Origin of the sequence: Anaerolinea thermolimosa (assembly GCF_001050195.2) — a bacterium.
GTDB lineage: Bacteria > Chloroflexota > Anaerolineae > Anaerolineales > Anaerolineaceae > Anaerolinea > Anaerolinea thermolimosa.
In genome coordinates this window covers 3,277,710-3,297,293 of record NZ_DF967965.1, presented here as the reverse complement: position 1 = coordinate 3,297,293, position 19,584 = coordinate 3,277,710, and the positions used below count along the sequence as shown (strand labels likewise).

The following is a 19,584-nucleotide window of genomic DNA, read 5'->3' as shown; positions in this document are numbered from 1 at the left end:
GGCCGCCAGTGAGGTTTCTGTCATCAGAGGGTGCTTTCGGCGATCCATTGAAGGTAGGCATCCAGGCCCCGCTCAATGGGAACCTGGATGATTTCGGGCACTTCGTAGCTGTGGTTTTCACGGATGGCCCTTTCAACCTCAATCGCCAGGCGGGTGGTGGTCTTGATGATGAGCAGGGTTTCGTCCTGCCGGGTGAATTTGCCCTTCCAGATGTACCGGCTGGTAATGCCGGTGGTCTGTACGCAGGCGGCCAGCCGGCGGGTCACCAGTAATTCGGCCATTCGCTCGGCTTCCTGAGGGTCATCGGTGGTGGTGAGGATCATGCAACACGGTTCGGTCATGATGGGTCTCCTTTCCGGTTCTGGCAGGGGGAAGACTTAACAGATTCATTAAGGCAAATCGTTCGCACATCTATTTTCCATGCAACCATGCTATGATTAAGAGCATGGCGAATGGGCGCGATCGTATTTTAATCGTGGAAAACGACCCTGTGGTGGCTGACCTCATCGGGCGGCAGGCGTTGCAGTCGGTGGGGTTTCAGGTGGCTACCGTAGGAGACGCCAACTCGGCCATCGCCCGCGCCATTCAATGGGTGCCTGATCTGATCCTTACTGATATCAACCTGCCCGGTTTGAGCGGGAAAGACCTGCTTGTGGCGCTCAAATCGCAGGGGGTGCAAACCCCGGTAGTATTGCTGGCGCAGCGCGGGCAGGAATCGGATATTGTGCAGGCCTTCCGTCTGGGAGCCGCCGATTACCTGCTGCTGCCGGTGCGCGAGGCTGAGGTGGTCTCGGCGGTGGAGCGGGTGCTCCAGCAGGTGCATGAGCGGCGTGAACGCGAACGCCTCAGTCAGCAGCTCCAGCAAACCAACCAGGAATTGCAGGCGCGAGTGCGCGAGTTGACCACCATTTTTTCCATCGGGAAGGCGGTCACTTCGATTACGGATCAGACGCTTCTGATGGATCAGATCCTTGAAGCGGCGGTTCAGGTCACCCGTGCAGACCTTGGCTGGTTGCTGATGCGTGATAGCGATGAAAAACCTTTCGTGCTGACTGCGGCGGCCAATCTGCCTGCTTCGCTGGAAGGTTTTTTTGGCCAGCCCTGGGATGATGGCATCAGTAAACTGGTGGCGCTTTCTGCCGAAACGCTCACCATCCACGGTGAACCCCTCAAACGCTTCAAGGTTTCCAGCCTGGGGCAATCGGCGTTGATTGCACCTATCAAAGCTCAGAAAAAAACCCAGCATACGGTGATCGGTCTGCTGACGATGATCCGCCGCCAACCTGTGGCTTTTGGTTCCAGCGAGCAGCATTTGCTTGAAGCTCTGGCCGATTACGCTTCTATCGCCGTCATTAATGCCCATCTTTTCCGGGCCGCCGAAGAGCGAGCCCGTTCCATGCAGACTCTGGTAGAGCAGATGCGGATGGGGGAGCAGATCAATCAGGAGGTTCTGCTGGCCCTTCAGGAAGAACTGCGCGGGCCGGTGGCTGCGGCCTCAGCGGCGCTGGGAAAATTAGGCAAGGATCCAACCGCTCGCTGGCGGTCTGATCAGCGGCAATGGCTGGCGGCTATTCAAGACCAGCTGGATCAACTCCAGCGCGTGGTGGAGGCCATTCAGCCCCTGCAATCCTCTGCCGCCGGGTCAGAAGGGGTCACCTCTAACCTGAATGAGCTTATCCGGCAGGTGGTGCAACGGGCGCGGCCCTTCACCCAGCAGGCCGGCCTGGTGGTAACCACCGACCTGCCCCCCGAAGGGGTGGTTGTGGGGGTGGAGGCGCGGGTGCTGGGGCAGGTACTGCACGGGCTGATGAGCGAAGCCATTCGATATGGAGCAGAAGGCGGACAGATCATCATTCGGCTGGAAAAGACCCCACAGCGGCAGGCTCAGGTGGCCTTTCGCAATGTTGGAGTACACCTTGATCCGCGAGAGGCGGAACGTTTCTTCGAGCGTACTACCCGCTCAACGAGTGAGGGGAGGCACTTCGGCGGGGTAGGTATTCGACCGGCGGTGATTCGTGAAGTGCTCACCCGCCTGGGTGGAAAAGTGTGGCTGGAAAATTCGCCGGGTCAGGGGATGACGGTTTACTTCAGCCTGCCACTGACCCAATCCATACAACCGGGGCGAAAAAATTGAAATGACAACCCAGAACCGTGATCTCATTCTGATGATCCTTTCGGAGGCCCAGGTGACCTTTTTACTGGAGCGCATGCTCCAGTCGATGGGCTTTGAGGTGCAGGCGGTACCAGACCGCGCCCATGCGATGGAGATTCTCCCGCGCATTAACCCGGTGCTGGTCTTTCTGGGGGAAAAACTACCTGACAGTGAAGGGCTGAGTCTGGCCAGCGAGATCATCCGGCGTTTCCCGGCTACGCCAATCATCCTTTTTGTTTCGCAGGAATCAACCGAAGTGCTCAAAGCGGCCATGCGGCTGGGGATCACCGAATACCTGTGCCTGCCCCTGCGGGCTGAAGACCTCAACCGGGCGATTCGCAACAGCCTGGAACTCGCCCGGCAGCGGAAAGAGGCGGTGTTGCTCGAGTCGCGGCGGGTGACGGCAGGGTTGCAGCAGCGCCTGAATGAGCTGGAGACCCTTACTCGTCTGGGCCGAACCATTACCGGTTCGCTGGATCTGGATCATGTGCTGAGTTCGATTGTCGAAGCGGCGGTTGAGCTAACCGGCGCAGAAGAAGGCAGCCTGCTGTTGCTGGATGAGGAAACCGGCGAGCTTTATATGCGTGCGGCGCGAAATTTTCAGGAAGAGTTTGTGCGCACTTTCCGCATCCCCGTCACCGATACCCTGGCCGGGTCGGTGATCCGTAACGGGCAATCGGTGTTGCTGGATGAAAACACCCCCCAGAAGATCAAGACGGCCTATCTGGTGCAGAGCCTGCTTTATGTGCCGTTGATGATCAACGGGCAGGTATTCGGGGTGCTGGGGGTAGATAACCGCCAGAATCGCCTGCCGTTCACCGAGCACCATACTCGCCTTCTGGAAGCGCTGGCCGAGTTTGCAGTGATCGCCATCGAAAATGCCCGCCTCTTCACCGATACCATTGCCGAGCGTCGAAAAATGGAAACTGTTCTCACAGAAGTGCGCGATGGGGTTATTCTGATCGATCAAGATGAACGGCTGCTCCTGGTCAACCAGGTGGCACGTCAGGCTTTCGGGCTGGGAGAAGAGCGCCTTTCGGGGCGGCCATTGCGAGAAATTTTCAACCAGCCGGCTCTGCTCGAATTGCTTGAGTCTGCTCGCCAGGGAACGCCCAACCGCACCGAGGTGACCGTAGAGGACGGGCGGGTTTTCAGTGTGCAGCTTTCGCCCATTCCTGAGGTGGGGTACGTGTTCACCCTGAGCGACATCACGAATCTGAAGAAACTTGACCAGATTAAAAGCGATTTCGTTCACACGGTTTCGCACGACCTGCGCTCGCCGCTTACGGCCATTCTGGGATACGTTGAATTAATTGAGCGGGCCGGCCCCATCAATGACCTTCAGCGCGACTTCATCCGGCGGGTACAGGTGAGTGTGCACAACATTACCAGCCTGGTCGACGACCTGCTTGATCTGGGGCGCATCGAAGCGGGCTTTGACACGCGCATGGAAACCGTGCATCTGGATCAGATTATCCATTACGCTGCCGATGGCATGCGCAAGCAACTTGGTGAAAAAGGGCATCATTTGCAAATTCAATTATCGCCTGACCTGCCGGGTCTGCTGGCCAACCCCGTGCAGATGCGCCAGATGGTGGATAATTTGCTCGATAATGCCATCAAATACACCCCCCAGGGCGGGACGATTACCGTTTCGGGGCACGTTGAGCAGAACCAGATTATCCTGCAGGTGAGCGATAATGGGATTGGCATTCCGGCGCTCGATTTGCCCTATATTTTTGATAAATTCTACCGCGCCAGCAACGCCGCACCTGAAATGTCGGGCACGGGGCTGGGGCTGGCCATTGTTAAATCAATCGTGGAAAACCACCACGGGCGGGTGTGGGTAGATTCGATTGTAGGAAAAGGCACCACGTTTACCATTGTCCTGCCGTTGAACCGCGCGTAACTTTCACACAGACCTGCCTGGTTGTTCGTCGGGTAGAGATAGCCAGGTGCCCCTGAATCCCCCGCCTGAAGGGCGGGGAATTTTTTATCAGAGGGTGAAAGGGTTGCGGCGGAGGTGACCATGTCACCGACTTCTTGCGGGAGAGGTTTCTTTTGTTTGACGGACATGGGAAAAGGGGTATAATAGTGTACAATTTACACAAAGTCTCGCGCTTTACCAGGAGTCTCCTATGAGTATATTCGACGGTCGGCGGTTAGATAACACCACATTCAAACTGGATATCGAGCGGATGCGCCGGGGCTGGTATACGGATAAATACTTTACCAATATTGCCACCATGCTCTCGGCGCTTTCGAAAGCGGGGTATACCTACCGGGGAGATCATCACCACCTGCCGCCGGGGCTCTCACCAGAAGGCATTGCCGTGGGCGACATCGAGGTTGAAATGCAGTGGTTCACCCGCCGCCCCGGGGCCACACTGGTGGTGGGGGTAGATAAAGCCCTCACCATGCTGCGCCACTGCACGGGGTACTTCAATGAGCATGGCGAGTTTGTCAATACTGCAGACCATTTGCAGGTGTGGGCAGTGCACGATGGAACCATTGTCAATGGCAATGGTGACCCGCTGAATGTGCGCCCGGTGATCCGTGTGCGCGGGCGTTACCGTGATTTTGCCATTCTGGAAACCCCCACCCTGGGCATTCTCACCCGTGCCAGCCGGGTGGCAACCAATGTGTACGAGACGCTGATCGCCGCACGGGGAAAACCGGTGCTGTTCTTCCCGGCGCGGTTTGATGTGCATGAAGTGCAGGCCGCTGACGGTTATGCGTATAACATTGCGGTACAGCGTTTTAATATGGATTACGCCAGCACGCTTGGGCCGTTTGTCTCTACAGATGCTCAGGGTGACTGGTGGGGGGGTGCAGGGGGTGGCACGGTGGCGCATGCGGCGATTGCCAGCTTTCTGGGAGACACGGCCGAGGCCATGCTGGCTTTTGCCGAGGTCCTGCCGGTGAGCATTCCGCGGATTGCTCTGGTGGACTTCAATAACGATTGTGTCGGCGACTCTCTGCTGGTGTGCCGGAAGATGTTCGAACGGTATCGGGCGCTGTGTGAAGCCGGCCAGCCTGAGGAAGCCGAGCGTTACCGCCTGTATGGGGTGCGGCTGGATACCAGCGGCAGTCTGCGCGACGTCTCTGTCCCTCCGCTGGGCGATCCTCAGCTTGACCTGGGAGTGAACCCGCGGCTGGTCTTCCTGGTGCGGCAGGCGCTGGATACTGCCTGGGAAGGCTGGGATCTCCCTGCTGAGTGGCACGACCGTGCCCGGGCTTATTGCCATAGTGTGCGGATTGTGGTTTCGGGCGGGTTCAACCCCGAAAAGATCCAGCGCTTTGAGCGACTCAAAGTGCCGGCAGATATTTACGCGGTAGGCTCTTCCCTTTTCGATAACCACGGCCCTACGGTCACCGATTTCACCGCGGATGTTGTACGCATTAAAGTCAAAGGGCAGTGGATTGACATGGCCAAAGTGGGGCGCAGAGCCCTGGATAACCCTGACCTGGAACGCGTCTGGTGAGTTCTTTTTGCAGGTTGATTTTTAAGACCTCATCTATAATCAACCTGTTTGCCATTCATGTTTGATTTCAAGGAGGAAAGGATGCTCACCGACCGGATTGTGGGTGCGTTTACGTTTCGCAAAGGGGTGTATGCCGATGCTGCGAGAGACGCTCAGTTCACTACCGATGCCTGGTTGATTGTGCTGGTGGTGAATTTTATCGCCACGCTGGGAAGCAGTGCGGCTACCCTGCGCGGTGAGCGCGGCTTCCTGGGTTTTTTAATCACCGTCATTCTTGGCACGTTACTTTCCATTGCGGGTTTTGCCCTCTCGGCTTTCCTGGTCAGCTGGGTGGGGCGATCGATGTTCAAGGCTACGGCCAGTTTTGAAGAATTGGCTCGCGCGATGGGGCTGGCCAACGTCTGGCGGGTGATCGGTTTTCTGGGAATTTTCTCGGCCATGACACCGGCGCTGGCGTGCTTGCTCTCGCCTGTGACCCTGCTGGCGGGCCTGGCAGGGCTGGTGGCTTACTTCTTTTCTATCCGTGAGGCCACCGGTATGGACTGGGTGGGTGTGATTGTGAGCGTGGTGGTGGCGCTGATTGTGCAGCTCATCATCACCGCTGTGTTAGGTGGCATCCTGGCCATCTTCGGCCTGGGTGCGGCCATGCTCCTGCGCTGACTGACCGGTAACCGGCAGGGGTGGGCCGCCCTCATTCCTGCCGGTTTGATCTGGTGCGGCCTCTTTTTTCCACAGATAGGCGGCCAACCCAAAACCGATGAGCGTGAGCGCCAGCCCTGAAGGCACATCCCAGGGCAGGTAGCGGAAGGTGATCTGGTGCCTGCCAGAGGGCACTTCGAGTTGCAACCATTCGCCCTCTATCAGTTGGGCAGGTTTGTTATCGATCCAGGCTTTCCATTCTGGCCAGGAGTGTTCAAAGACTGTTAAGGTTCCAGACTGGTTTGATTGGCAGAATACCCTGATCCACCCACCGATAGACGAAGCCTTGCAGGGAATAGTGTTTTCATCCTGTGACGTGATTGCTGCGTAATGAATTTGCGGATCTTCTTGGATTAATATGCCAAAAATCACCAAGCCTGTAGCCGGTTGGGTGATTTCTGAAGAAATACGTTCGGCTTTGATACCTGCCGGGGGTATCATTTGACGGTCGCGAAGATGCCAGGGATGAAATGAATCTGCCAGTTTTATGTTCCTCTGAGTGGCAAAGACGCTCCAGTATAACTCGCTGCCCGGTAACTGGACCCATTCGGAGGATGAAATTTTAATGGCGTTAAGCACTGGTCCGACTTCTTGGGGTTGCTGAACAGGCTGTAACCATGAAGAGCCAAACTTAAAGGCAGAAAAAGCGGCCCAGACTAATGGGATGGCTAAAATGACCCAGCTTAATCGCACTTTCGGGGTGACCAGGTTTTCCCCATGGAGATAGATGAAAGGTCCTTTGTGCAGGGCGAGGTCCAATCCCCATGCACTAAGACCAAGGATATAGGGTACAGCCAGTCCGGCGAATAACGGTGGGTGGCGGATACCGATCAAAAAATTCTCTGCAATCATACCAAAAAACCATTTTGGCAGAATCATGGCGCTATTCAGATAAACCAGCAAAATACCAACCAAGAAGAAAAATAAAGTCCTTAGCTGCTCTTTGGGAATAAGTCGAAAGGCAAGTATTGATAAAAAGATTGGCACCCATCCGATATAGTTGACATACAGGTATGGAAATGGCAATTTTTGGAGGGAGTTTTGATAATAATAATCGGTATCTCGAATCACCAGGTTCAATGGCAAATACTCGAGAGGCTGAACAGAGGTAAAGTTGCCGTCCGTGTCTTTAATAACACTCCCTAAATGGTGCAATAAGGGCACAAGGAAGACCCCTGCCATTAATACCGTGAAAATGCCAGCCAGGAGAATGCCTCGGAAGGCTTCTTTTCTTGTTGGGGTGGTTATGTACAGGATCAGCAAGGCAGGTAAGGTACTTAAGAATGTACCAATCTGAAGATAACCTTGCCCTGACATCACCATAGATGTCAGAGTGACGGACAGGATTAAAATGGATCGCAGGTTGTTTTTCCTGGCGAGATTCATTCCTGCGGGTATAACCAATGAGGCACAGGCTGTAGAAAGTACCAGGGTGACCATTCCGTCTTCCATTTTCCCTGTGACTGACCCGGCAACCACGGCAATTAATGCTGACCAAACACGGGCAACCCTTCCCAGCCCTAGTAAATATGCGATCCACCACTGAGCGAAGCCTGCCAAGGCCAGACCCAATATAATGGTGATTTTCGCCCCATTAATCACACCGAATAACAGGGTTGGAATTGCCATCAGCGGATGGAGAGGGGCTCCCTGCAGGTCTATTAGAGCCGGGTAACCACCGTTCATGTTACCGTTCCACAAGGCGCATACTCCACACCGCAGAAAATTGGGCCAGAAAAAATTTTCACGAATAGAGAGGGGAAACTCTGCTCCAGGTGGCCAGAAATTAGGGCGAAAATCCAACAATGCCCGTCCCGCTGCAAACGCCCAAACCACAATGATTCCCATCTCCAGAAGGTATGAGACCTTTTTTGAAGGGTTCATGATATGCATATTCAGCTTGGAAAACAGCATAGATCCCCCCTGTGGATTATGGATGGATCAAGAGAGAACGGCTGGTTTTTGTGTTCTCCATACCTCTGCTTCGGTGGCCTGCTCGTAAGCGCGGGCGATGCGTAACAGGGTGGCTTCAGAAAAGTCGGGGCCGAGCAGTTGAATTCCCAGCGGCAGGCCTTCGGCATCGAGCCCGGCAGGTATGGAAAGCCCCGGAATGCCAGCGTGGTTGGCAGGCACGGTGAGCTGGTCGGCGTACTGCATGAGCACCGAGTCGCCATATACGGCGCTCATGGCAAAGGCTGCAGTGGGGGTGGTGGGGGTGAGCAAAGCATTCAGGCGGTAGGGGCCCTGCGGGTCGAAGACGGTTTCAAAGTCGCGCCGGATGAGTGTGCGCACGCGCAGAGCACGCTGGTAATACTGTTCGCTGTACTGCGCCGCGGAGACGTACATTCCCATCAGAATACGCAGTTTGGGCTGAACTCCAAAGCCCTGGCCGCGAGTCTTGCGGTACATGCTGCGCAGATCGGCCACCGGTTCGGGCGTACGGTAACCGTACTTGACGCCGTCGTAGCGGTGCAGGTTCGAGGCGGCCTCTACCCGGCTGATGACGAAATAGGCCGGGATGCCATAACGTGTGTTGGGCATGGGGACGTCTTCGATGATCTCCGCGCCCAGCGCGCGCAGCAGGTCGGCGGCCTTGCGAACGCTGGCCTCGATCTCTACCGGCAGGGGCTGTTGCTCAAAGCCGCCATCCGGGGTTGGGAAGGTGATGCGGAAATAATCGGGTGAAAGGCCGATGCGCAATCCCCTCACCCCGGCTTCCAGCTGGCTGAGGTAATCTTCTGGCGGGAGGTCGGCAGTGGTGGCATCGCGTGGGTCGGGCCCGGCCATGGCCTGAAGCATCATCGCCGCACCGGTGACGTCTCTGGCGATGGGGCCGGGGCAGTCGAGTGAAGAGGCAAAGGCGATCAGCCCGTAGCGTGAGACACGCCCGTAGGTGGGTTTGAGCCCCACCACCCCGCAGAAAGCCGCCGGTTGACGGATGGAACCGGCGGTGTCGGTGCCGAGGCTGAGCACGGCTTCCCCGGCGGCCACCGAAGCAGTGCTGCCGCCGGACGACCCCCCGGGCACGCGGGAAGGATTCCACGGGTTGCGCGGGCTGGGCTGAAAAGCCGAGGATTCACTCGAAGAACCGTAGGTGAACTCATCCAAATTGACTTTGCCGAGCATCAGGCCGCCAGACGCTTCCAGCCGTTCGACCGGTGTGGCGGTGTAGGGGGCGATGTAATTGGCCAGGATGCGGGATGCCGCCGTGGTGCGGGTGCCGCGCACACAGAAGATGTCTTTTACGGTGAAGGGAATACCTGCCAGAGGGCCGGGGTCTTCTCCGGCGGCCAGTTTCCGGTCTACCTCGCGTGCCTGTTGCAGGGCGCGGTCGTCGGTGAGGGTGATAAAAGCATGGACTTTTTGCTCGTCTTCCGGGGTGAGGGGGCCGGCATCGAGCGACCCCGGGCGGCCATCCACCTGGCCAATGCGTTCCAGGCAGGATTCGAGGATTTCGACGGCAGAAACCTTGCGCTGGCGTAGCAGGCCAGACAGTTCTCGAGCGGTGAGGTCACACAGTTCCATGATGAGGTTGCCTACTCCAGAGAGGTGTGCGGAATATCGGGAACGATGATGTAGCCATCTTCGAATTGCGGTGATTGAGCGAGAATTTCGTCCGGCGCGGGGTAGGGCTGCCAGGTATCCTCACGGGGCGGCTGGCTGATCTGAGCCGTGTAGGGCACGCCGTGCGAGGTGATGGGCAGGCTGGCGTCCAGGGGAATGGACTCGAGCTGGTCGATGGCATCGAGCTGGTGGTTGAGCTGCTGGCGGAGGTAGGTGGCTTCTGCGGGGGTTAATTCCAGCGCTGCCAGCTCGACGAGGTGGTCAAAAATTTCGGGCGAAATGGCTTCGGTCATTGTGGTTTTCCGGGCTGTGGTTAAGTTCCTTCAAGTATACCGCCAACTGGCAGGTTGTGGTGCGAGGAGTGGGTTTCTGGCTCAGGGGTTTTGCCCCAGCCGCAGGTAGCCGCGTACGGCCCAGAGCCCCCCGCCGGGCTGCTGGACGAGGTAGAAAAGGCGATCAACCATGAAGGTTCGAGGCTCCCAGATCGCCTCGATGGCGTGATGAGCGGCTTCAAGGGAAGCAAGGTCATCAAAGGAGCCTACGGAGAGATGCGGAAGAAAATCGGGGGGTAACGGTTCAATGGGCCCGCTGAAGCGCTGACGGATGCCATGGCTCAGGGCGATCAGCGGAGCAGGGTCTTCGGGGACGAGCCAGAGGGCCATGGAGAGGCCATGAAAACGCTCGATGCGGTGTAAAGTTACTTCAAAAGGTGGGGTCTGGGTGAAAAATTCTGCCAGCTCCAGGCAAAACACGGGCCAGCGCTCCGGGGGAATGAAAGGCGGGTACACCAGAGTGATGTGGGGGGGCACGTAAGTTGCCGGGTGGCCAAAACGCCGCCGCAGTGAGTCGATTTCATCGCACATTTCAGCTGGCGGGATGATACAGAGAGAGGTTGCCTGCGGAAAGAGCATACTATGATTATACCGGAGGTGAGCCGAATTGCACTTTTAAGGAAATCAGGGGGTGTTTTTTTTGTGACGATTCCTCGGTTTTGAGGATAATAGAGAAAGCCTTGCAGTTTCACTCATCGGTCTCTTTTTCAGGAGGGTTCAATGCGCAGAGTTTTTCTCCCGGCGATCAGTGTGCTGATCGTCCTTTCATTGTTCCTTGCACCTGTGCCCTCTGGGGCACACGTCATCGCAGCCCAGACGCTCCCGCCGGGACGGGAGCTCCGTGAAGTTCCCGGGGAAGTGAAAGATGCCTTCCAGGGCGGGATGACAGTAGAAGAATTTCTTTCCAAATACAACGGGCCCATCCCCGCCGCTCTGTGGGATGTGGTGGATGAGCCGGTTTCAGTGATCGTAGAAATGGAAAAACCGGCTTTGAGCAAGCGCATGGCCGCCGCCGGTGGGGCGGGTACCCCGATGCGTTCTACGGAACAAAAGCAGTATACCGATATGTTGAGGCAGGCCCAGGCCCCTCTGGTAACAGCGGTGCAGGCACGGGGCGGGGTGGTGCTCGGGCAGTACACCCGGGTGTATAACGGGGTACTTGTGCGCATCAATGCCCGTGAGATCAACGCTCTGCGCCAGGTGGCCGGGGTAAAGGCCGTCCATCGCGCCCCGCGTCATACGATTGACCTGGTAGCCAGTGTGCCCCTGATTGGCGCGCCGAGCGTCTGGAATGCTGTTCCAACCGGCTACAACGGGAGATCGATACGGGCATTGACTACACCCACGCCAGCTTTGGCGGCCCGGGGACACCCTCGGCCTATGCGGGGAACAATCCCCGAATCGTGGAAGCGGGGAGCTTCCCGACGGCAAAGGTGATCGGCGGGTATGATTTTGCCGGTACAAACTACAACGCCAGTAATCCGACGGCGGCCATTCCCGCGCCTGACCCCGATCCTCTGGACGAAAATGGCCACGGTACGCATGTGGCTTCGATTGCTGCCGGGTTGGAGGTGAAAGAAGGCAGTAACGTGCTGGTGGGGGCGGGGGTGGCCCCGGGGGCCAGCCTGTATGCGCTCAAAGTCTTTGGGGCTTCGGGCTCGACGGATCTGGTGATCAACGCCCTGGAATGGGCGATGGACCCCAACGGAGACGGCGACCTTTCGGACCGGGTGGATGTGATCAATATGTCGCTGGGTTCGGTCTGGGGCGTGGCTTCGGCAGACGACCCCGAACAGGTGGCCCTGAACCTGATTTCCTCGCTGGGTACGGTGGTGGTCACCTCAGCCGGGAATGAGGGAAACAGCTCCTACATCACCGGAGCACCGGCAGTGGCCGATACGGCGATTTCGGTGGCGGCGACTACGACCGGTTCTGTGACGATGCCCAGAGTTCAATATAATAATGGCACCCAGCAGGTGCCTTACCAGCCGGCCAATCCGTTTAATTCAGCCATCACGGCGACGCTCGTCGATGTAGATGCTGTGGATGGCGATGCGGCTACCGGGGAGTTATGCACCACCGACGGTGTAATTCCCGGGGCGCTCACGGGTGCTATTGCGCTCATCCAGCGAGGAGGAGGAAAAGAGTGTTATTTTCAGACAAAGATTAACAATGCCGCGGCTCTGGGGGCTCAAGGGGTCATCATCTACAACCATGCGGCGGCGGCAGACGAGTTTATCTCGATGGCAACCGGCACGGCGACCCTGCCGGCCGGGCATACCCTGCGCAGTTACGGGCTGATGTTGAAAGGTTTCCACAATACCCAGGTGACGGTGGGGCCTGACTCTCAGCCGGCGACCTTTGCATGGGGCGACCCGGATGCTACGGCCAGCTTTACCAGCCGCGGGCCGCGCGGGTACGATTCGAAGCTCAAGCCGGAGCTTTCGGCGCCGGGGGTGTTGATCTATGCCGCGGCGATCGGCAGTGGAAAGAGCGGGGTCAGCATGAGCGGCACGTCTATGGCGGCGCCCCACGTGACGGGTGTGGCGGCGTTGGTCCGTCAGGCGCACCCGGGCTGGAACCCCGAAAAGGTGAAGGCGGCGCTGATGAGCACGGCGGTGGACGTGGGCGGTGAAGTTCCGCTCACCGGCGCCGGGCGCGTGGATGCTGAAGCGGCCGTGTTCACCCGCACTCTCGCCACCGGAGATGCCAACCTCGTCAGCCTGAGCTGGGGCGTGGTGCAGGTGGGAGACACCTCTTCTGCCTATGTGGCGCCAGAGGCCAAACAGGTTCGGTTGGAAAACCTCGATGCCACCGCCCATACCTACGACGTATCGGTGCAGTTCAGCGACCCGCAGATGACGGGTGCCACGCTGGGGGTGCCCACCAGTGTGACGGTACCGGCAGGCAGCACGGTCGGGGTGCCGGTGACGCTCACGCTCAACCCGGCGCTTCTGCCGGTGGCATTCGATGCCAGCATGGAAGAATATTACGGATTTATCACCTTCACCCCGCAGGGAGGGGGCAATACGGTGCGGCTGCCGTTTTATTTCGTCCCGCGCCCCTACAGCACCCTCAGTGAGATAAGCGGAGCCGTCAAAAGCATCAGCGTGGTCAACAACACTGATGCTCAGGTCACCTATACCAACACTGGCCCGGCGACGGCAAGCCTGTGGGCCTGGCCGGCGCTGGTGATTGACGGCAATGAGCCCGAGGTGAACGATATGGCTGATCTACGGGCCGCAGGCATCGATTATGTTGGTAGTGGTTCCTATGGAGATATGCTGGGAGTAGGTATTGCGAAGTGGGGGTCCGTGCATACCCTGCAACCGTACTTCGATGAGACTGACCTGGCAATCGACACCAACCGCGATGGAAAGACCGAGTATGTGTTGTGGAACTTTAACTATGGCTGGTTTGGCGGAGGGGATGAGACCAATGAATGGATCGTGCTCCTCACCGATATGACTGCCTCCTCCGGCCAGCCCAGCATCTTCCTGGCCAGCCCATATCTCATTTATGGCGACTTCAATTCGGGCCTTTCGGAATGGTATGTGCCTGTGGGTTGGATCCCGCTCTCCCGCAGTGATTTTGGTTACCAGTTCTTCAGCTACGACAGCAGTGGAGCCATGGACAGCACCCCGGCGGGTGTGTTTGATTACATGCGCTCTCCGTTTGTCTGGGGCCTGAGCGACTTCACCCCTTCCACCGGCGCACCGGTTACGCTGGAGGTTGGGTTGAACGATTCGGCGGGCTTCTGGCTGGCGAGGCCCAGAGGTATGATGGTGGTGGATTACAATGGCAGGCCGGGGACGGGCCAGGCGCTCATCGTGCCGCTGGGGGTGGAGTTCTATAACAGCTACCTGCCGGTGATCGCTCGGTAAGCCCGGCCTTACCTTGCAATCTCATAACACCCCGCCCGCAGGCGGGGTGTTCGCTTGGAGGGAGGGCTATAATGAAAGTATGTTGATTCACTCCGCCTCGCAGTTACTCACCCTGGCGGGGGGGCCTCAGCGGGGGAGAGACCTGGGCCGGCTCGGCATCCTGGAGGACGGCGGGGTGCTCGTGCGCCAGGGGAAAATCACCGCGGTGGCGAAAAGCGCTGAACTGCTTGCCGCCTATCCCGATGAGCCGTCGATCAGTGCCCACGGGAAGGTGGTGATGCCGGGTTTTGTCGATCCGCATACTCACCTGGTCTGGGCTGGCGACCGTGCCGCTGAGTTTGAATTGCGCCTGCAGGGCAAAACATACATGGAAATCATGGCCTCAGGTGGGGGCATTGTATCTACCGTACGGGCCACTCGCCAGGCTTCGATTGAAGCTTTGCTGGCACAAACCCGCGAACGCGCCCGGCGTATGCTCCAGTATGGCACCACCACCGCCGAAGCCAAAACCGGTTACGGCCTGGAGGTGCAGACCGAGTTGAAACAGCTGGAAGTTTTACTCCGCCTCGATGCCGAAGGGCCGCTGGAGATTTGTCCCACCTTTCTCGGAGCACATGCCATTCCGCCCGAGTACCGGGACGACCCGCAGGCCTATACCCATCTGGTCTGGGAGGAGATGCTGCCGGCAGTTCAGCGGTGGTGGGCCAGCCATGCCCCCGGCAGGCATCTGCCGTTTGTGGATGTGTTCTGTGAGACGGGGGCTTTTTCTCTGGAGCAGTCGCGGGCCATCCTGGAACAGGCGCGCAGGCTCGGCTTTCCCCTGAAAATCCACGCGGATGAATTTGATAACCTGGGAGGGGCGGCGCTGGCAGTAGAGTTGGGAGCGACCTCGGCAGATCATCTGGTGAAGACCTCGCCGGAAGAATGGCGTGCCCTGGCGAAGAGCGATACGGTGGCCGTGGCTCTGCCCTGCACGCCTTTTGGGCTGGCTGAGGCGCACTATCCGCCGGTGCGGCCCTTCCTGGAGGCCGATGGCCTGCTGGCGATTGCCACCGATCTTAACCCGGGAACGGCCTGGTGTGAGAATATGCAATTTGCCATTGCTCTGGCCTGCCGCTACCTTCATCTCACTCCCGCGCAGGCGATTGCGGCGGCCACCATCAACGCGGCGGCTGCGCTGGGGATGTCGGATCGGGTCGGCTCGCTGGAAGTGGGCAAGCAGGCCGATCTCGTGGTGCTTTCGGTGGCCGATTACCGTCATCTGGGGTATCGCTTTGGTGGGAATCTGGTGGAACGGGTTATCAAACGGGGCGAGGTGGTGGTATGAGCCGTGGCGGGCTGGTGATTGGTCTGGGAGGGGTGGGCACGCGCGTTGTGGAGCGTGTGCGCCAGGTTCTCACGGCCAGCGCCGAGAACCGCCCGCCCGATTCGATCCGTCTGCTGGCTTTTGACCTTCGTAAACCGGTTCCGGCTACGGGCAGGCTGCCGCAATCGTATCATTTTTTAGTTCAGGTCGCTCCGGTGGAAGCGCCGGCCGGTGCTCCGGTGCGGCAGGTGGCGCGTGCGGCCCTGCTGGCTGATCTGAAGCAGGGGGTGGTCAACTCTTCGGTTTTGCGGGCGCTGGCCACGCAGCTGGATGCGCTCTCTCGAGCCGGGGTGACTCAGGCGGATGTCTTCCTGGTGAGCTCGTCCTTTGGCGCCACCGGATCAGCATGGCTGGTGGATATGGCCTATCTTGTCCGGCATCTGGCCGGTAACCGCATTAAAGTTCGCATCCATGCTATTCTGCTCACTCCAGAGGCGTTCGAACGCGCCTTTTTCCCCTCGCAGGCGCACCGTTTGACGCATTATGTGGTCTTGAGAGAGCTGGAATTGTGGCAGCGTGAGCGCTCGTGGGAACAGGGAGCCTCGTTGTATGGCGGCAAACCTCTGGGAGGCCTGCCGGGAGTGCTCACCCGCCGTCCGCTGGACTCGGTGCAGGTGGTGGAGGGGCAGGAGTTGAACACAGCGCCCGAAGCCGGGGCAATTCCACTGACGGCGGAGGGCATCCTCTGTCAGCTCGACCCGCAGGCCAGTGCTGTGCTCGAAGAGGCCGCTCAGCTCGCCGGGGTGCAGGGAACACAGGTATTCAGTACCTTCGGGGTGTTCACCCTGCTCTATCCGGGACGGATCGCGCTGGAAGAAGCCGTTCAACGCCTGATCATCGGCACGCTCGATCACTGGTTGCCGCTGGAAAAAGACCCCAACACGGGCCGCCCTCTGCGTCTGGCCGAGCCGCTTCACCTCCGCCCGGATGACCCTTACGGCAAGCTGGAATTCTGGATTACCGAACCTCATCATTCGGGCATCCTGCAGGAGGTGATGCGTCAGGCCGACCTGCTGGCCCGGCGCGATCAGCCGGCACGCCGGGCAGCGCTGCAAGCCATGGAGAGCCGTGGCCTGGATGAATGGAAGGCGATCTTTTTCCAGTGTGAAGGTGCTGAGGCCCTGCTTTCGCAGGGGAATGCCCTCCCTGAGCCGCTTCAGCCGCTGATTAACCGGCATGGGCTGGTTTTCCTCAAAGAGGTCGCCCGGCGGGTGGCCAACCCCGATCCCCGGCTGGGGGCTCCGTTTGAATATCTGCGCAAGCTTGAACAGGCTCTGGCGGCCTACATGCAAGACCTCGACTCGGTGCTGGAAAGCTGGCGTGAGCGGGGAGAATCGGCAGAGAACGAGTCGCTCCTGCGCACCCTGCAGGAAACGCGGCGGAGCTGGGAACAGCGCCGCGATTCGTTGCTTGGGCGCCTCATGCCGCAGGCGGCCCAGGATGCCCAGGAGCGCTATATCCAGGCCCGGCAATTACAGGCGCAGTACAAACAACGGGAGACCATCCTGCGGGGGATCCTGGACTCGGCCAGCCTGATGCATTCCCTCACGCACCAGCTTCTGATTTTTGGGGAGCGGCTGGTGAACGCCCTGGCGTTGATTTCAGACAGTGTGTATAACATGGCCCTCGACCAGTCACTGCGGCTGGAGCGTGAGAAGCGTTTCGAGGCGGCGATTCGCGTACAACAGCTGGTGCTTGACCAGGGGTATGAAACCCGGCGTTCACGGCTGGTCTTCGATGCTTTCCGCCAGGAGCTTACCATGCAGCTGGCGCTGGCCATCGAAGAGCTGGCCGACCGGGAATCCCCGGCAGTGCCCAACCAGACCTTACCCTTCCGGGTGGCCGACCCTGCCCGGGAGGGAGAGAAGGTGGCCCTGGATGATCCCGCGTTGAGTGCCGAACAGCTGGCCGGGTTGTTGATGCGCGTTCTCACGTGGCACTTCACCGAAGCCCTGCTGGCCAGCCAGCCCGAAAATTCGGTGCTGGGCTTTCTCCATTATCTCGACCCCCGCGCTGACCATCTGGGTAACCGCCTGGTGGCCAGTGCTACACCCGCGGTGCGTTTGCTCACCCCGATACCGGCGCGGCGGAATTTCCTCTTTGCCCCTTCGGCTGGTTCTGCGATCACTTCTACTTATTCTCAAACCCTGCTCGGGGAATTACAGCATCACCTGGGAGATGTATACGTCTTCCAGACCGAAAACCCGGAACGGCTGACCCTCTTCCGGTACTTTGACGGGTTGAGCCTGGATCATTTGCTTACCTTCCATCAGAGCGAGCCGCCGGCCGGAGACCTCTCACCGCTGCGCCCCTTCATCCTCTGGAAGATTTGAGTGTACGGCTTGCCCGGTGCATGAGCTTCTGATACAATCCGGCGCATGCCAACTATAGAACAGGCCAGAGAATGGTATGCCGCAGCCGATGCGGTGCATGGATTCGACCATATCCTGCGTGTTTATCATCTTGCCGAGCGCCTTGGCCCGCCTGAAGGGGCCGATATGGATATTCTCCGCGCTGCCGTCCTGCTTCATGACGCCAGCGGTGCCAGCCCCGGCAGTGAGGGCCGCAAGCAACATCACCTGGCTTCGGCAGAATTTGCCGCCGGAGTGCTTTCGGCTGAGGGCTGGCCTGCGGAGCGGATTGCCGCAGTACAGCATTGCATTCGGGCGCATCGTTATCGCGGCGATGGTGAAATGCCGCGCACTCCCGAAGCCCGGGTGCTTTTTGACGCCGATAAACTGGACGTGCTCGGGGCAATCGGGGTAGCCCGTGTGGTGGCCTACGCCGCCCTCAACCATCAGCCGGTGTACGCTCAACCTTCAGCACGGTTCCTTGCCAGCGGAGAGAAGGAACCCGGCGAGCCGCACAGCGCTTACCACGAATACCTTTTCAAACTGCGGCGGGTGAAAGAACGCCTCTTCACTCCCGCAGCGCGCGCTCTGGCCGCCGGGCGTGAGGCCTACCTGGACGGGTTCTTTCAGCGCTTAATGCTGGAGATGGACGGAAGTCAGTAGACCGGAACCGCACTTGCGTTCAGGGCGGTTACTGCGCTTCTGCGTTTACCCGCTCCAGCAGGGCTTTCATGTAGCCGATGGTATAGGCTGTGCCCAGGCGCGGGTCGTCGGCCATGAGGGGAATGTGATCGGCAATCAAAACGCCGTCGAAATTTACCTCGCGCAGGGCCTTCATCACCCGGTACATGTCCATGTAGCCGTCGTCAATGAAAGTCTCGACAAAGTGCGGCAGAGGACGGTCGACATTGCGGAAGTGTACTTTGAAGATCTTTTTCCGCTCTCCAAAATAGCGGATGGTCTCGAAGACGTCTTTTCCCATGGCCGGGCCGCCTTCCAGCCAGCAACCCACGCACAGGCAGATGCCCACATTGGGGCTGTCGGCCAGTTCCAGCGCGCGGCGGTAACCCTCGAAATTGCTGAAGATGCAACGCGGCACCCCACCCAGCTCGGGCACGGGTGGGTCATCCGGGTGTATGCCGATGCGCACACCGGCTTCCTCGGCCACCGGCGCCACCTGCCGGATGAAGTAGGCAAAATTATCCCAGATTTCTTCTTCTGAGTACCGCCTTCCATGGGTCAGGGGGCCGTGGTATTCACGCCCCACCCAGTAGCCCGTGGTGGCTTTTTGCAGGTCAAAGGCACGCGCCGGAGCGCCGCCGCGTGTGAGCTCGCGTTCGGTGCTCCAGATACCATTGGCCATGTGGGCATAGGTGGTGTAGGGAATGCCGGCCCGCCCCAGATTCCGCAGGTGGGTTTTGTATTCCTCAATTTTTTCATCGCGCCCGGGCAGGTTGAGGACGATGGCGTCCTGGTTGTGCACGCTGAAACTGCCAAAGCCGTAGATCTTCAGCCCGGCCCGTTCAAAAAGTTCTTTTCGGCTGGCATAATATTCGTAGCTGGCTTTATCACCGCCTGTCCATAGCACCACGTATTCCAGCCCCATCTGGCGAATCCACTGCAATTCGGTTTCGGTAGGTTCGGGTGAAGCCTGCATGGCGATTTTCATCCCTGGCGGGGGAAGCTTTTGGTTCTCTGGCATTGTCTCTACTCCCTGTTTCTGAGGAAAAGGTTCACGAAAAAATCCGGGC

Annotated in this window: 15 protein-coding genes; 9 read left to right on the top strand and 6 right to left on the bottom strand. The window is 58.8% G+C overall.

All coding sequences use genetic code 11. From position 1 onward, the window contains the following. Window positions 1-23: 23 nt before the first annotated feature. Window positions 24-341 (bottom strand): divalent-cation tolerance protein CutA, encoded by a 318-nt coding sequence (cutA, locus tag ATHL_RS14785; protein WP_062195485.1) that lies wholly within the window; start codon window positions 339-341, stop codon window positions 24-26. Window positions 342-445: 104 nt separating this feature from the next. Here cutA and ATHL_RS14780 point away from each other — a divergent pair, with 104 nt between their 5' ends. The 4 genes from ATHL_RS14780 (at window position 446) to ATHL_RS14765 (ending at window position 6,297) form a co-directional block, all read left to right on the top strand. Beyond that, on the top strand, window positions 446-2,134 hold the full coding sequence (locus ATHL_RS14780) for a response regulator (RefSeq protein WP_062195484.1): 1,689 nt from the start codon (window positions 446-448) through the stop codon (window positions 2,132-2,134). A 1-nt stretch (window position 2,135) separates the two neighbouring features. Beyond that, the gene (locus ATHL_RS14775; protein WP_062195482.1) at window positions 2,136-4,061 is read left to right on the top strand and encodes a hybrid sensor histidine kinase/response regulator; all 1,926 of its coding nucleotides are present in this window, start codon (window positions 2,136-2,138) and stop codon (window positions 4,059-4,061) included. 229 nt (window positions 4,062-4,290) lie between these two features. After that, window positions 4,291-5,637, top strand: coding sequence for a nicotinate phosphoribosyltransferase (locus ATHL_RS14770; RefSeq protein WP_062195481.1), 1,347 nt, complete (start codon window positions 4,291-4,293; stop codon window positions 5,635-5,637). A gap of 81 nt (window positions 5,638-5,718) precedes the next feature. Next, entirely contained in the window at window positions 5,719-6,297 is a 579-nt protein-coding gene (locus ATHL_RS14765) for a hypothetical protein (protein ID WP_062195480.1), read from the top strand. On the opposite strand, the gene ATHL_RS14760 is transcribed toward ATHL_RS14765, so the two are convergent. The 4 genes from ATHL_RS14760 to ATHL_RS14745 form a co-directional block, all read right to left on the bottom strand. Further along, window positions 6,244-8,220, bottom strand: a complete 1,977-nt coding sequence (locus tag ATHL_RS14760; RefSeq protein WP_162787734.1) for a hypothetical protein — start codon at window positions 8,218-8,220, stop codon at window positions 6,244-6,246. The two genes, ATHL_RS14765 and ATHL_RS14760, sit on opposite strands and share 54 nt — an antisense overlap. 57 nt (window positions 8,221-8,277) lie before the next feature. Next, a complete protein-coding gene (locus ATHL_RS14755; RefSeq protein ID WP_062195476.1) occupies window positions 8,278-9,861 on the bottom strand; it encodes an amidase in 1,584 nt (527 codons plus the stop codon). Window positions 9,862-9,872: 11 nt separating this feature from the next. Further along, complete coding sequence (locus tag ATHL_RS14750; RefSeq protein WP_062195475.1) at window positions 9,873-10,193, bottom strand: Asp-tRNA(Asn)/Glu-tRNA(Gln) amidotransferase subunit GatC; 321 nt, start codon at window positions 10,191-10,193, stop codon at window positions 9,873-9,875. An 81-nt stretch (window positions 10,194-10,274) separates the two neighbouring features. Then, window positions 10,275-10,811: a 2'-5' RNA ligase family protein gene (locus ATHL_RS14745; RefSeq protein WP_062195473.1), complete on the bottom strand. Its 537-nt coding sequence runs from the start codon at window positions 10,809-10,811 to the stop codon at window positions 10,275-10,277. A gap of 141 nt (window positions 10,812-10,952) precedes the next feature. Between ATHL_RS14745 and ATHL_RS19385 the strand changes: the two genes are divergently transcribed. The 5 genes from ATHL_RS19385 (at window position 10,953) to ATHL_RS14725 (ending at window position 18,496) form a co-directional block, all read left to right on the top strand. Continuing rightward, complete coding sequence (locus ATHL_RS19385) at window positions 10,953-11,669, top strand: hypothetical protein (RefSeq protein ID WP_062195472.1); 717 nt, start codon at window positions 10,953-10,955, stop codon at window positions 11,667-11,669. After that, window positions 11,552-14,116: a S8 family serine peptidase gene (locus tag ATHL_RS14740; RefSeq protein ID WP_338024798.1), complete on the top strand. Its 2,565-nt coding sequence runs from the start codon at window positions 11,552-11,554 to the stop codon at window positions 14,114-14,116. Before ATHL_RS19385 ends, ATHL_RS14740 begins: the two co-directional genes overlap by 118 nt. A 79-nt stretch (window positions 14,117-14,195) precedes the next feature. Further along, the gene (hutI, locus tag ATHL_RS14735; protein WP_062195469.1) at window positions 14,196-15,443 is read left to right on the top strand and encodes an imidazolonepropionase; all 1,248 of its coding nucleotides are present in this window, start codon (window positions 14,196-14,198) and stop codon (window positions 15,441-15,443) included. Further along, the gene (locus ATHL_RS14730) at window positions 15,440-17,815 is read left to right on the top strand and encodes a tubulin-like doman-containing protein (protein WP_062195467.1); all 2,376 of its coding nucleotides are present in this window, start codon (window positions 15,440-15,442) and stop codon (window positions 17,813-17,815) included. Before hutI ends, ATHL_RS14730 begins: the two co-directional genes overlap by 4 nt. A 45-nt stretch (window positions 17,816-17,860) precedes the next feature. Then, complete coding sequence (locus ATHL_RS14725; protein WP_062195465.1) at window positions 17,861-18,496, top strand: HD domain-containing protein; 636 nt, start codon at window positions 17,861-17,863, stop codon at window positions 18,494-18,496. 28 nt (window positions 18,497-18,524) lie between these two features. On the opposite strand, the gene ATHL_RS14720 is transcribed toward ATHL_RS14725, so the two are convergent. Next, on the bottom strand, window positions 18,525-19,535 hold the full coding sequence (locus tag ATHL_RS14720; RefSeq protein ID WP_062195540.1) for a mannonate dehydratase: 1,011 nt from the start codon (window positions 19,533-19,535) through the stop codon (window positions 18,525-18,527). Between the last annotated feature and the right edge of the window lie 49 nt (window positions 19,536-19,584).